13 protein-coding genes are annotated in these 13,766 nt (G+C 56.5%); 7 read left to right on the top strand and 6 right to left on the bottom strand.

The window, feature by feature from the left end; all coding sequences use genetic code 11:
- The first annotated feature begins 1 nt into the window (after position 1).
- Genes ABJI08_RS07600 through comE form a run of 6 tightly spaced genes read left to right on the top strand, consistent with a single transcriptional unit; the run spans position 2 to position 5,518 of the window.
- Positions 2-1,090, top strand: a complete 1,089-nt coding sequence (locus tag ABJI08_RS07600) for a Gfo/Idh/MocA family oxidoreductase (RefSeq protein WP_348401218.1) — start codon at positions 2-4, stop codon at positions 1,088-1,090.
- Positions 1,087-2,085 (top strand): aldose epimerase family protein, encoded by a 999-nt coding sequence (locus ABJI08_RS07595; RefSeq protein WP_348401217.1) that lies wholly within the window; start codon positions 1,087-1,089, stop codon positions 2,083-2,085. Before ABJI08_RS07600 ends, ABJI08_RS07595 begins: the two co-directional genes overlap by 4 nt.
- Positions 2,082-3,536, top strand: a complete 1,455-nt coding sequence (locus tag ABJI08_RS07590) for an NAD-dependent succinate-semialdehyde dehydrogenase (RefSeq protein WP_348401216.1) — start codon at positions 2,082-2,084, stop codon at positions 3,534-3,536. Before ABJI08_RS07595 ends, ABJI08_RS07590 begins: the two co-directional genes overlap by 4 nt.
- Positions 3,533-4,456: a hydroxyacid dehydrogenase gene (locus tag ABJI08_RS07585; protein ID WP_348401215.1), complete on the top strand. Its 924-nt coding sequence runs from the start codon at positions 3,533-3,535 to the stop codon at positions 4,454-4,456. Before ABJI08_RS07590 ends, ABJI08_RS07585 begins: the two co-directional genes overlap by 4 nt.
- Positions 4,457-4,458: 2 nt before the next feature.
- Positions 4,459-4,962 (top strand): sulfopyruvate decarboxylase subunit alpha, encoded by a 504-nt coding sequence (gene comD / locus ABJI08_RS07580; RefSeq protein WP_348401214.1) that lies wholly within the window; start codon positions 4,459-4,461, stop codon positions 4,960-4,962.
- A gap of 1 nt (position 4,963) precedes the next feature.
- Positions 4,964-5,518 carry a sulfopyruvate decarboxylase subunit beta gene (gene comE / locus ABJI08_RS07575; RefSeq protein ID WP_348401213.1) on the top strand — a complete coding sequence of 185 codons (555 nt, stop codon included), beginning with the start codon at positions 4,964-4,966 and terminating at the stop codon, positions 5,516-5,518.
- Between the two features lie 43 nt (positions 5,519-5,561).
- Here the strand turns inward: comE and ABJI08_RS07570 are convergent, their stop codons facing one another.
- On the bottom strand, positions 5,562-7,457 hold the full coding sequence (locus ABJI08_RS07570) for an FAD-binding monooxygenase (RefSeq protein ID WP_348401212.1): 1,896 nt from the start codon (positions 7,455-7,457) through the stop codon (positions 5,562-5,564).
- A 128-nt stretch (positions 7,458-7,585) separates the two neighbouring features.
- On the opposite strand from ABJI08_RS07570, the gene ABJI08_RS07565 reads away from it, so the two are divergent.
- Positions 7,586-8,038: a MarR family winged helix-turn-helix transcriptional regulator gene (locus tag ABJI08_RS07565; RefSeq protein ID WP_348401211.1), complete on the top strand. Its 453-nt coding sequence runs from the start codon at positions 7,586-7,588 to the stop codon at positions 8,036-8,038.
- A gap of 73 nt (positions 8,039-8,111) precedes the next feature.
- Here the strand turns inward: ABJI08_RS07565 and iolG are convergent, their stop codons facing one another.
- From iolG to iolD, 5 genes are read right to left on the bottom strand one after another with little or no spacing between them, the layout of a single operon-like run.
- A complete protein-coding gene (gene iolG, locus ABJI08_RS07560; RefSeq protein WP_348401210.1) occupies positions 8,112-9,101 on the bottom strand; it encodes an inositol 2-dehydrogenase in 990 nt (329 codons plus the stop codon).
- A gap of 1 nt (position 9,102) precedes the next feature.
- A complete protein-coding gene (locus ABJI08_RS07555; RefSeq protein ID WP_348401209.1) occupies positions 9,103-9,933 on the bottom strand; it encodes a class II fructose-bisphosphate aldolase in 831 nt (276 codons plus the stop codon).
- Positions 9,930-10,772 (bottom strand): 5-deoxy-glucuronate isomerase, encoded by an 843-nt coding sequence (locus ABJI08_RS07550; protein WP_348401208.1) that lies wholly within the window; start codon positions 10,770-10,772, stop codon positions 9,930-9,932. Before ABJI08_RS07550 ends, ABJI08_RS07555 begins: the two co-directional genes overlap by 4 nt.
- 15 nt (positions 10,773-10,787) lie before the next feature.
- Positions 10,788-11,771: a 5-dehydro-2-deoxygluconokinase gene (gene iolC / locus ABJI08_RS07545; RefSeq protein WP_348401207.1), complete on the bottom strand. Its 984-nt coding sequence runs from the start codon at positions 11,769-11,771 to the stop codon at positions 10,788-10,790.
- Positions 11,771-13,639, bottom strand: a complete 1,869-nt coding sequence (gene iolD / locus ABJI08_RS07540) for a 3D-(3,5/4)-trihydroxycyclohexane-1,2-dione acylhydrolase (decyclizing) (RefSeq protein WP_348401206.1) — start codon at positions 13,637-13,639, stop codon at positions 11,771-11,773. Before iolD ends, iolC begins: the two co-directional genes overlap by 1 nt.
- Between the last annotated feature and the right edge of the window lie 127 nt (positions 13,640-13,766).

The raw sequence follows: 13,766 nt of genomic DNA, 5'->3' as shown, positions 1-13,766 counted from the left end.
CATGACACTTCGCTACGGTCTTATCGGATCAGGCATGATGGGACAGGAGCATATCCGCAACCTGTCGCTGCTTGAGGGATGTGAAGTCACGGCAATTGCCGACCCGGATGCCGGAATGCAGGCGTTGTCGTCGGACACGGCAGGCGGCGTGGCGACCTATGCCGATTACAAGGACATGCTGTCGGCAGGCGTGTGTGACGCGTTGTTAATTGCGGCGCCCAATGACACGCATCACGGCATTTTGCTGGACGTGCTGGACACAAACCTGCCCATTCTCTGCGAAAAACCTTTGTGTACGACGTCGGCCCATTGTCGCGAGGTGCTGCGGCTGGCCGAAAACCGGGCCGCGCCGGTTTGGGTAGCGATGGAATATCGCTATATGCCGCCTGTGCAACGCATGTTGCAGGAACTGGCAAAAGGCAGCGTTGGCACACCGCGCATGATGTCCATTCGCGAACATCGCTTTCCGTTTCTGGAAAAGATTGGTGACTGGAACAGGTTCTCCAAGCGCACTGGCGGCACGCTGGTGGAAAAATGCTGTCATTTCTGGGACTTGATGCGCCTTACATTGGAAAGCGATCCGGTGCGGGTGTTTGCGTCAGCTGGTGTGGATGTAAATCATCTGGACGAGACCTATGGCGGGCGACAGCCCGATATTGTGGACAATGCCTATGTGGTTGTTGATTTCGCCAATGGCGCGCGGGCGATGCTGGATCTGTGCATGTTTGCCGAGGGGTCGTATTGGCAGGAAGTGATTTCGGTCACGGGAGAAAAGGCGCGGATCGATGCCAAGGTGCCCGGACCATCAAGATTTTCCGCAGATGGTAAGGAACGCGCATCTGAAATCGAGATTTCGGATCGGAGCAGTAAGACAGTGACCCGGGAAGAGGTGGAGGTGGACGAAGCCATTCTGGCCGCCGGGGATCACCATGGGTCAACCTTCTTTCAGCATCAGCGGTTTCGTGATCTTGTGCGCAATGGCACAGGTCAGCCCGAGGTGACCTTGCTGGACGGACTTTGGTCAGTGATCGTTGGGGAGGCTGCGGAAGAAAGCGCCAAAACCGGTCAGGCAATTGAGGTGTATCTATGAACGACATATTTGGCACGATGCCCAACGGAGATCCGGTCGAGCGGGTTAAGCTGACAGGCGGTGGACTGACCGCCCATGTAATGACATATGGCGCCGTGCTGCAGGACTTACGCCTTGATGGGCATGACCCATCGCTTGTGTTGGGGTTTTCCGAATTTGCGCCCTATCTTGATCAATCCCCCTATTTCGGTGCCATGGCCGGGCGGTGTGCCAACCGTATTCGTGACGGACATTTTGAGATTGATGGAGAGACTTTTCAGCTGGACCGCAACTATCTGGGCAAGCACAGCTTGCACGGCGGTGCGGACGGTACGGGAAAGAAAGTTTGGCAGATCGAAGCGCAGACAACAAACAGCGTGACCCTTTCGATAGAGTTGAAAGACGGTCATATGGGCTTTCCCGGCGACCTTCGGGCAAGCGTGATCTTCTCGCTTTTACCTGATGGAGTGCTTGATGTTGTGATGCAGGCGGTGACCTCCAAGCCGACGTTGTGCAATCTGGCGCATCACGGGTATTGGGCGCTGGACGGCGGTGCGTCCGTTGAGGATCATCTGATGCAGATTTCGGCGGATGGGTATCTTGTGGTTGACGACGAGCTGATCCCGACCGGCGAGATTGCACCCACGGCGGGGACTCGGTTTGATTATCGGACACCCGCGCCAATCCGTCAGGGTGCACCGCTTGATCACAACTTCTGCCTTTCCAGCGCCCCTGAGGCGCTGCGCGATGTGGCATCCGTAAAGTCAACAGTCTCGGGCGTTCGGCTGGACATTCGAACCACAGAGCCGGGGCTGCAAATTTATGACGGTGCAAGAGTGAACCCGACAGCCTTAGGGCTGGATAATCAGAACATGGGGGCACATGCGGGGATTGCGATTGAACCGCAACGGTGGCCAGATGCCAATCATCACGCTGGGTTTCCGGGGGCAGTCTTGCGTCCGGGCGAAACGTATCGCCAGCATACACAATTCAAAGTTTCAAAGGACACGAAATGACCAGCTTCAATGATTTTCTGCTCGAATCCAATCTGATTGGCGACAGCTGGAGTGCTGCTGACAGCAAAGAAACAATCGATGTCACCAACCCGGCCACCGGCGAGGTGATTGGCACGGTGCCAAACTGCGGCACCGATGAAACAAACCGCGCGATTGATGCCGCAAGCGAGGCGTTCAAAAGCTGGTCGCGCACGGATCTGATGGTGCGGGTCAAGCTGATGCAGGACCTGCACGACGCGCTGATGGACAATCAGGAACCGCTGGCACAGTTGCTGACCGCAGAACAGGGCAAGCCGTTGTTTGAAGCCCGCGGCGAGATCGCCATTGGCGCGGCCTATATCCGCTGGTTTGCCGAAGAAATCCGCCGTGCCAAGGGTGAGATTGTCCCGGCACCAATGGGCGGGCGTCGTCTTTTGGTGACACGCCATCCGGTGGGTGTTGTGGGCGCGATCACGCCGTGGAATTTCCCGTCATCGATGCTGGCGCGTAAGCTTGGGCCAGCTTTGGCGGCGGGTTGCACAGTTGTGGCGAAACCCGCGACGGCAACGCCCTATTCCGGATTGGTCTGGGGCAAGCTGGCACAGGATGTTGGTTTCCCGGCAGGTGTGGTGAACATCGTGACCGGAAGCTCGCGCCATATTGGCGGTGCCATCATGGACAGCCCGGAGGTGCGCAAAGTGACCTTTACCGGGTCGACGGAAGTGGGCAAAACGCTGATCCGTCAATCTGCAGACACGGTCAAGAAAGTGTCGATGGAGCTGGGCGGCAACGCGCCGTTTATCGTGTTTGACGACGCCGATCTGGATGCCGCGATTGAAGGCGCGATGATCGCGAAGTTCCGCAATATGGGGCAGACCTGTGTCTGTACCAACCGGTTTTATGTGCAGGCGGGCATTCACGACGCTTTTGTCGAAAAGCTGAAAGCCGCCACCGCAGCGTTGGTGGTTGGCAACGGTGCGGATGACGGTGTTGCCCAAGGACCGCTGATTGACGACGGCGCGGTGGCCAAGGTCGAAGCGATGATTGCAGATGCGACCTCAAAAGGCGCGCAGATCGAGCAGGGCGGTCAGCGCCATGCGCACGGTGGTTCGTTCTTTGAGCCAACCGTGATCACCGGCGCCACAAGTGAGATGCAGGTTGCGGGCGATGAGATTTTCGGCCCGCTTGCGGCTGTGTTTAAATTCGACACCGAAGAGGAAGCTGTGGCCGCAGCCAATGACACTGAGTTTGGATTGGCCGCTTATGCCTATACCCGTGATCTGGGGCGGGCTTTTCGGTTGAATGAAGGGTTGGAATACGGGTTGATTGGCATCAATTCGGGCCTGATCACCACCGTCGAAGCGCCATTTGGTGGCCTGAAAGAAAGCGGAATGGGTAAGGAGGGCGGCTCTCAGGGGTTGGATGATTATCTGGAGAGCAAGTATCTCTGCCTTGCGGGGCTGGACGCGTGATCCTGATAACTGAATTCATGGACGAGGATGCTGTGGCCAGATTAAAGGCTGCACATCCAACGACTTATGCGCCTGAACTGGCCGACCAACAAGACGACATTCCGGCGCTGATGGCGGGTGTGCAGGTGCTGATCGTGCGCAACCGGACGCAAGTGACAGAGGCTTTGGTGCAAAGCGCCCCGGACCTGAAAATGGTCGGACGTTTGGGCGTTGGGCTGGACAATATCGACCTTGTGGCCTGTAAGGCGCAGGATGTCATAGTTTGCCCCGCAGTCGGTGCCAATACGCTTTCAGTGGCGGAATATGTGCTGACCAACGCGGCCATTTTGTTGCGGGATGCCTATCAGGCCAGGGCGCGCATGTTGGCCGGGGAATGGCCGCGCGGTGACTGTTCCGGGCGCGAAGTGGCCGGGCGATGCCTTGGGTTGGTCGGATTTGGGGAGATTGCGCGGGTGACGGCGCAACTGGCGCAGGCGATGGGCATGAAAACCTGTGCGTATGATCCGTTTCTGCCGTCTGACAGCCCGCTTTGGAAAGGCACCGAGCAGCGTGATCTTGAGGGGGTTCTGGGCGGGTCAGATGTGATTAGCTTGCATGTGCCGCTGACTGATGCGACGCGCCACATCATCAACGCAGATCGGCTGGCGATGATGCAGTCTGGTGCGGTGTTGATCAACGCGGCGCGTGGCGGCACGGTTGATGAAGCCGCACTGGCTGCAGCGTTGCAGGGTGGTCAAATCGCTGGCGCGGCGCTGGACGTTTTTGAGACCGAGCCGCTGACACAAGAGGCCGCCCGCATTTTTGACGGGCTGCAAAATCTTATCCTCACGCCTCACATTGCCGGTGTGACCGTAGACAGCAACATACGCGTCAGCGCGATGATCGCAGATCTGGCGCTTGAACAGTTATCTCAGGAGTAGACATGGCCACAGACATAGACAAACGGATCGTTTCTGACCTGACGGACAGAGGCATAAACTTTATCACCACGGTGCCCTGTAAGCAGCTGGCCGGTGTGATCGAAGTGCTTGAAGCGTCGCCTGATGTGCATCACGTGCCGTCCAACAAGGAAGACGAGGGCATGGGGTTGTGTGCCGGGGCATTCATGGGCGGCAAGAAGCCTGCGATCATCATGCAGAACACCGCGCTCGGCGTGACGATCAACACGCTGGCAACGCTGATCCAGTATTACCGGATGCCGCTGCCCATGCTGATTTCCTATCGTGGCGAGCTGGGGGAACCGGTGGCGTGTCAGGTGGAAATGGCTGTACATACCAAAGCGTTGCTGGCCCAACTGAATATCCCGACCTACCATTTTCACAAACGCGGTGACGTCGAGGAATTGGGCAAAATCATCGACTATACGTTCATGTGCAACAAGCCGGTGGCGATCCTGACAGATGCGTCGTTCTGGGGAGGATATTGATATGATCCGTTCTGAAATCCTGAAAGAGATTGCACCAATTTTGCGGGACGAACTGGTGGTCTGTAACATCGGCATTCCCAGTCAGGAATTGCACGCGATTGATGATCAGCCGACCAATTTTTATATGCTGGGCACGATGGGGCTGGCCTCGTCCATTGGGCTTGGGTTGGCTTTATCGCAGCCCAAAAAGGTTATTGCCATTGATGGCGACGGGTCGGTTCTGACCAATCTGGGCACCTTGCCGACAATTGCCAATAATGTAGCAGACAACTATGTGCTGCTGATTATCGACAACGGGTCCTATGGCTCGACCGGGGATCAGCCGACCTATGCGGGCATGAAAACGTCGCTGGCCAAAGTGGCCGAGGCGTGTGGGTGTGACAACGTGATTGAGTGTCAGGCAGAAGACACCGGACGCGTTTTGCAGGCAGCGCTGGACGGTGATCAGATGACCATCATCGTGTGCAAATGTGAGAGCGGCAATGCCAAGATGCCGGTGATCACTATGGATCCTGTGGTGATACGTGATCGGTTCATGAAGTCGGTCGCCGTGTGAATTCATACGCAGGCCGGGCTAATCCGGCCTGCGTTTTTGGGGCCTAAGTCGCGATCATGAAGCCTGAAAAGAATGCGGACAATTCCGCGTATCCGTCCAACGGCAGGATATGTCCGACATATTGATCGGGTCGGACAATCACGATGCATCCCTGTTCCCGGTCGATACCGCGCAGATTGTAGATGTCGCCATTGCGCTGATCCGCGCAGAACATCTTTTCGTAGTCCGTCAACCCATGCTTGCCGGTGGCGGGTAACAGCAATTGAGGCATCGCGGCGATATTCAGGTCGCGGTGATGTTGCTGATATATAGCCCTGACATCGATGACGGCATCCATATCGCCATCATGTGGCGTGAACATGTTGATGGGAGATGTTGGGTCATTTTTCAGATAGGCACAAAGTCTGGCGACGGCCGAATTCGGGGACATCGGGTCTTCCGAGTCCGCAAAAGCAAACAGGCGCCAGCGGGCGTCGACCTCAATCACGTGGCCGAGCTGCATTGGTTTTGCATCGGCAAACCGGATTACCGGTGCTGAGTGTAGTCGGGTGCCAATTTCAAACCCGGTCGCCAAATGTTGCCATTGGGGTGTGCCTGTTAAGCGGGATGGTTCGTATTTGACCGAAACCCCCGCTGTGTATCGGCCATGTTCGACAAAGTAGCGCTGGAACAAGGGGGCTTGAGCTGACGATGTGTCTGACGTCGACGGAGCCCCCATGATGCGGGCCCATTCGTGATCAAATTCAATCAGGTCCTTGGCCACCTTTTGGCGTTCATCTGAATAGCTGTGCAACAATTCGGGCGGGCAGCGCCCCTGAAGCACCGAGATCAGCTTCCACCCCAAATTGAACGTGTCCCCCATCGAGACATTCATACCTTGCCCTGCCTTAGCCGAGTGCGTGTGGCAGGCGTCGCCCGCGATAAAAACATGCGGAAGCCGGGTTTCGATCCTGTCTGTCGGGACTTCGTCAAATTTGTCTGTCAGGCGATGGCCCACCTCGTAAACCGACCACCACACGACCTCTTTCACGTCGATGCTGTAAGGGTAGAAAATGCGGTTGGCGGCGTCGATCAGAGTGGCTTCGGTCAGGTCGTTCGTGGAAATGCGTTGCCCTTCGGAAAGTTCGTCAAGTTCCACATACAGGCGCACCAAATGGCCGCCTTCGCGTGGAATGAGGAGGATATTTCCTTCACCTGCGGATTTGATCAGTGCTTTCAGGCGAAAGTCGGGGAAATCAGAAACGGCCAGCACGTCCAGGACGCCCCAGGCCTGATTGGCGCGGTCGCCTTTGAGAGTTCTGCCTATTTTCTGGCGGACAACGCTGCGCGCACCGTCGCAGCCGACAACATAACGCGCTTTGATCGTCTCTTGCTGAGGCTGCGTGCCGGGAGAGTGCCATTCCAGCGTTGCGGTAACCGGGTGGGTTTGATCGTCAGAGGTGACGGTCAGGTCTATCAATGTGCGGTCATAATCGGGGGCGAGACGGGCTGGTGCGTTTTGCATGATTTCCAGAAAACGATCATGCACGCGGGCTTGGTTCAGGATGACATGGGGCATTTCCGACAAGCCGTCCTCGACATCCTGAATGCGGCCCGAGCGGTGGATGTTGGTTAGGTTTTCGGGGTCTGGCGACCAGAATGACGTTTCATTGACCCAATAGGCCTCTCTTATGATTTTCTCCGCAAATCCAAAGGCCTGAAACATCTCCATTGACCTGCAGGAGATGCCGTCAGCCTGTCCTTTTTCCATCGGACCCGATTTTTGCTCAACAATCCGGGTGGTGATATCGGGAAACGCGGCCAGTTGTGCCGCGAGCGCAAGGCCTGCGGGGCCACAGCCGATGATCAGAACATCAACCGCTGAAGGGTTTTGAACCTGATTAGCAGCGGGCTTGATGTCAGGATCACCGGCGTGAAAGCCGTTTTGATGGAATTGCATGGGGCACCCCTGGGTCGAGTCGGTTGGATATATAGTATGTATACATATTAGTTGTGGTCAATGAATAAGATATGTATACTTATTAAGTTGCTGACGTGTTGCGACGACTGTGTTGCGGAGAGAGCCAAATGTTGGAAATGTACCAAATGCCCGCGCATTTGATCCGCCGATTGCATCAGGTGTCGACACAGGTGTTTCTGGCCCGTGTTCAGAGCACCGGGCATGACGTGACACCGGTTCAGTTCGCGACGATGCAGGCGCTGGCGGCTTTTCCGGGGGTCGAACAGGCGCAGGTGGCGACGCTGATCGGATATGATCGGGCCACGATTGGTGGTGTGATTGATCGGCTTGAAAATAAAGGGTTTATTCGTCGAAACGTTAGCCGACGAGACCGGCGCGCCCGCGAGGTAAGTCTAACTGAAGAGGGCGCGCGGGTTTTGCAGGTGCTAACGCCGATGATCCGCGAAGTTCAGGACGATATTTTCTGCGGTCTTGATCAGGATGAAGCCGAGCAATTTTTGACGTTGCTGGGCAAAGCATTGGCCTCACACGCGGCTGCACCTGATGCGCCGAAAGACTGAGGCGGGCGAAGAATGGCGGACAATACGCCGCCATTCCTGGATTAGTATTCGGTCTTAAGCTGAGCGTTCCGGCTCAGCGAACAGAAACCGGCTTGCCTGTTTCGTATGATTTGGTTGCCGCATCTGCCAGAACTTGCGCACGCAACCCGTCGTGAATGCTTGGGTTAGCCTGCGAACCGGCATTCAGAGCTGTCACGAATTCGGCGATTTCAGCCCGATATGCTGCCTCGTAACGTTCCAGAAAGAAGTGCTGTGCAGGAGCCCGGCGGAAACCGGATTCGGTGGCGGACTCGACGGTGTTTTCCAGCATGTTTTCGGCGCGCAACATACCATTGGCACCATGCACCTCGATGCGTTGGTCATAGCCATATGTGGCCCGGCGTGAGTTGGAGATCTGGCAGATCTTTCCGGACGCGGTGGTCAGGGTCACGGCTGCAGTGTCGACATCGCCAGCCTCACCGATGGCTGGATCCACCAAAGACGATCCGACCGCGTAGACGCTGACAGGTTCTTCGCCCAAGAGGAAACGAGCCATATCCAGATCGTGGATCATCATGTCCCGGAACAAACCACCAGAGGATTTGATATAGCTGATCGGGGGTGGGGAGGGATCGCGCGACTGGATTGTCACCAGCTCAACATTGCCAATTTCACCAGCGGTGATACGGGCGCGCACATTGGCGAAATTCGGATCGAACCGTCGGTTAAACGCGGTCATAAATGCGACACCCGACGTTTCGACGGCCTTGATGCAATCGCGAATGCGATCTGCAGACATGTCGACAGGTTTTTCGCAGAAGATCGCCTTGCCAGCCTTGGCGGCTGCGTGGATCAGATCGTAATGTGTGTCGGTCGGCGTGCCGATGATCACCGCGTCAACGTCGGCGCTTTGGATCAGCGCGTCTGCGTCCAACACCTGACACCCGATCCGGGCAGCCAGCTCTGCAGCGGGGGCTTCAAACGCGTCTGCGACGACTGTGACGACCGCGCCTTCGGATTGTGCGACCGATCTCGCGTGGACCTGACCGATGCGGCCACATCCCAGAATACCAATATTAACCATTTCAGGCTCCCTTGAACGCTTTTAGAACTTCGCGTGTTGCCACAACCAGCGGGTCGTGTGTTTCCTTGAGGATCTGGACACGGTCGAAACGTTCTGGATTAGAGTTAACAGCCGTACGGAGCGCCTGGCCAAAGACCATGCGCAGTTCTGTACCAATGTTGAATTTACAAACCTTCGACGTTTGAGCCAACAGGGTGCGCTGCGCGACAGGGACGCCGGAACCACCATGGATTACCAAGGGAACCTCTGTAACTGCTTCGATCGCGCGAATGCGGTCTTCGTCCAGTCCACCTTCTTTGTCCTGTTGCAAATGCACGTTGCCCACCGAGATAGCCATGGCGTCTACGCCGGACTCGCGGGCAAATTGCGCGGCTTCCTGAGGGTCTGTACCGTCTGAGCCTTCGCCACCAGAATAGCCCACAAAGCCGATCTCGCCTTCGCAGGAAACGCCGGCAGCATGGGCCATTTCGGCAATGGCAGCGGTTTCGTCGATGTTTTGAGCCAGCGGTTTGCGCGACCCGTCAAACATCACCGACGTGAACCCGCTTTCGATCGCTTCGCGGCATTCATCAAACGTATAGCCGTGGTCCAGATGGGCCACGACCGGCACGGATGCGCCTTCGGCCAGATGGCGAAACATTTTGCCCAGAACGGGCAGGGGCGTATGTTCGCGGCAAGATGGGCCTGACTGAAGAATGACGGGTGTGTTTTCGGCTTCGGCAGCGGCTACAAAGGCGCGCATGTCTTCCCAGCCAAGGGTCACAAGACCTGCTACAGCATGTCCGTTGTGCAACGCGGGTTGCAGGACGTCTTTCAATGTCACCAATGTCATTTGAACTTTGCCACCATATCTAGGATGCCGGGGATTGTGTGCAATTGCTCGGCATGGGTTGGTTGGAAATACTGTTTCAGGCCGCGCTGGCTGAGCCCGCCCAAGATAGTGAAATAGTACATTTCATATCCCGGCAGTGCGGCGCAGGGGTGATACCCTTTGTCGATGCAGATCGTTGACCCATCCATGATGTGATAGGCATCGCCGGGCTTGTTGTCTTCGCGCTGAAGCATCTGAAGACCAGATCCGTAATCAGGGCGAAACCGGAAGTTATACGTCTCGTCATGACGTGTTTCATCCGGCAGACGGTCCGTGTCATGCTTGTGGCTGGGAAAGCCGGACCAGCCGCCCTGACCAACTGTGTACAGTTCGCTGACCAGCAGACGCCCGACTTTGTCGTGATAATTCGCACCCAGAATATGCTTGATCTTGCGATGCGTTTTGGTGTCGTCCGAGCCGTATTGAACCACGTCCAGCTGATCGGCGCGCACGTCGAAAGGTTCCAGAACCTTGTCGTATTTTGCGCCGGCAATAAAGGTTTCGGTGGCATCCGTTTTGCACGTGATGCGCACCTTGGCACCCACTGGCACATAGACGCCTTCGGGTTCACCATCCCATACGTTTTCGGTTCTGTTGCCCAGATCCGGATAGGTCGCGCCGTCGACATCGACATCGACTGTCCCGGTCGCAGGCACCACACAGGTTTCATACCCCGGTACGCGATATTCGAATGTTTCGCCCTTTTGCAGTTTGACGATATTGAAGTAGTTCAGGGGCACCAGAGCGTCGTCCGCATCAACGATGGGGCTGTTCTGGTTGTCATGTGGGGCGATGTGCAAGCGAAAGCTCCTTATTCAGCACTCAGTCGGGCCGGGGTGCGAGGCCAGAAAGGCTTCGAGCTCCGCAGTTGTTGGCATGGCACCGGCACAGCCGGGTTGGGACACGACGATAGACGCACAGGCCGATCCGCGCAGCACAGATGTGCGCAGGTCATGACCGTCTGCAATCGAAGCCAGAAGCCCAGCCATAAAGCTGTCGCCTGCACCGTTGGGTTTCACTGCGGTGACAGGAAAGATGCCAGTGCGGATTTCGGCCCCATCGGCAAACGTGACCGCGCCTTCCTGACCCATCTTGTAGACCACCATGCGTCCGGGTTTGGCTGCCAGTTCGCGCGCCTTATCCATGCCTTTGTCTATGCCGCCAGCCATAAAGCCGAACTCTTCGTCGTTGCCAACGATCAGGTCGCTTTCATCGCCCGCTCGTGACAGGACATCGGCAGCAATCTGGGGGGAAGGCCATGAATACGGGCGGTAATCCACGTCGAAGATAACCGGCAATCCCGCCTTGCGTGCGTTTTCAAACGCCCGGAACGTGGCGCTGCGCGATGGTTCTGCGGCAAAGACTGTTCCAGCCGTGATCAGGGCGCCAAAATCGCCATAGTCGACCGCGTCCATTTCAGCTTCGGTCACCTGAAAATCAGCAGCGCCATTGCGGTAAATCACGTTCTGAAAGTCTTCGATGCAGCTTTCATATACCGCGAGCGATGTGCGGCTTTCGCCGCCCACGTCACGAACATAGCGCGTGTCGACGCCGTAATGGGCCAGCTTGTTTTTGCAAAACCGCCCCACCGCATCGTCTGAAACCGAGGTGACGAGTGCTGACTCGCCCCCCAGTTTGCACAGACCTGCGCAGATATTCGCAGACGAGCCGCCCAGATCGGCGCGGAACGTATCTGCATGTTCGCTTTTTACGCCAGCAGGGTCGGCATACATATCCATGCCCGCCCGTCCAAATACGGCAAAGCGGTTGCGCCGAATTCCGTCAATCAAAGTGTTCATTATACGCCCTTGCGTTGTTTGGCGCGGCTGGATTCCCAGTCGATATGCGCGTTGCGGACGTTTTCATCTTCGGTGATGTGCGGCGTTCCGACTTCCCACCATGTGTGACCCTGTTTGGTCCATCCTTCGTAGGGATCGACATCCATGATAATCACATAGGTTTTGTCCGATGCCTTGGCGCGTTTAAAGGCGTCTTCCATTTCTGCCGGATTGGAAACCCGTTCCGCAGTGGCACCCATCGCGGCGGTGTGTGCTTCGAAATCCACAGCAAATGGTTCCGGAATGGTCGGGCAGTCTTCCAGCAGGTTGTTGAAGCTTTCGTTGCCGGTGTTGTTCTGCAGCTTGTTGATGACAGCATACCCGCCATTGTCGAGCAGCATGACGATCAGTTTCTTCTGGCTCAGCACCGAAGAATAGATGTCGCTGTTCATCAACATATAGGCGCCGTCACCGCAGAATGTGATCGTGTCCTGATCTGGTTCCTGCTCGGCCTGCGCAATGCGGGCGCCCCAGGCACCAGCGATTTCATAACCCATGCATGAGAACCCAAATTCCACGTCCACGGTCCCGATGTCGAGCGTGCGCCAGTTCGCGGTCAACTCAGCAGGCAACCCGCCGGCCGCTGCAACCACGCGGTCACGTTTGTCACAGAGTTTGTTAACGACGCCGATTGACTGAGCATAAGAGTTCGGTCCGTTGCCCTGACCTGTGTTCTGTTCGACATAGGCCTGCCAGGTGTTGCGTTCGGTCTGTGCGAAATCGACCCAGTCTTGTGGCGTTTGGTAATCCAGTGCCTGACCAAGTGCCGTGAGGCTCAGCTTTGCGTCGCCCACAATTGGCAGTGACATGTGCTTGCCCGCATCGTGGCGCGCGGCATTGATCGCGACCAGTTTTGCGTCCTTGGCAAAAGCTGTCCAGGACCCTGTTGTGAAATCCTGCAGTCGTGTGCCAACGGCCAGAATGACATCAGCTTTTTCGGCGACCGCATTGGCCGAATCCGAACCTGTCACACCAATCGGACCGATGTTCAGCGGATGTGTATCCAGCAGGTTCGCCCGCCCCGCGATGGTTTCGACCACCGGAATATTGTGGGTTTCGGCAAATGTTGTCAGCTCTGCAACCGCGCGCGAATATTGCACACCACCACCGGCGATGATCATCGGGCGTTCTGCGGCTTTCAGGGCTGCAACTGCGTCTGCAATTTCCAGCGCGTCTGGAGTTTGACGGCGAATGCGGTGCACTTTCTTCTCAAAAAAGACGGCCGGATAATCATAGACCCAACCTTGCACGTCTTGAGGCAGGCCAAGAAACGCAGGTCCGCAATCGGCGGGGTCAAGCATCGTCGCCAAGGCGTTGGGCAGCGATTGAATGATCTGCGCGGGGTGCATGATCCGGTCCCAGTAACGCACAACAGGTTTAAACGCGTCGTTCACACCAAATGTGGGATCGTTAAAGTTTTCCATCTGCTGCAAGACCGGGTCGGGCAGGCGGGTCAGGAAAGTATCACCACACAAAAGCAGCATCGGCAAACGGTTGGCATGCGCCAGCGCGGCGCTGGTGAGCAGGTTAGAGGTGCCGGGGCCTGCGCTGGCCGTACAGAACATAAAACGCTGTCTGAGCCATTGCTTGGTATAACCAGCTGCGGCGAAACCCATGCTTTGTTCGTTCTGGCCACGGTACAGTGGCAATTCTTCACGCACATTGTTCAGGGCCTCTCCGAGACAGGTGACGTTACCGTGTCCAAAGATGCCAAAGCCGCCGCCGCAAACGCGCATTTCGACGCCATCGATTTCAATATACTGGTTGGAAAGCCAGCGGATAATGGCCTGAGCCGTGGTGAGCTGAAGTGTGTCGTTATTGAGTGTCATATCTGCCTGAGCCTTTGAGGAAAGAGCGCCTGTGCGCCGAATGCAGCTTGGATGTGTTCGATTCTCACGATACAAGTTTTGCAACCGGTTGCAAACTGAAATTCGCTCACGAGCGCACGAAGATGAA

The organism is Shimia sp. (genome assembly GCF_039969785.1).
GTDB lineage: Bacteria > Pseudomonadota > Alphaproteobacteria > Rhodobacterales > Rhodobacteraceae > Shimia.
The sequence above is the reverse complement of the archived record's forward strand: the minus strand, read 5'-3'. Positions and strand labels throughout refer to the sequence as shown.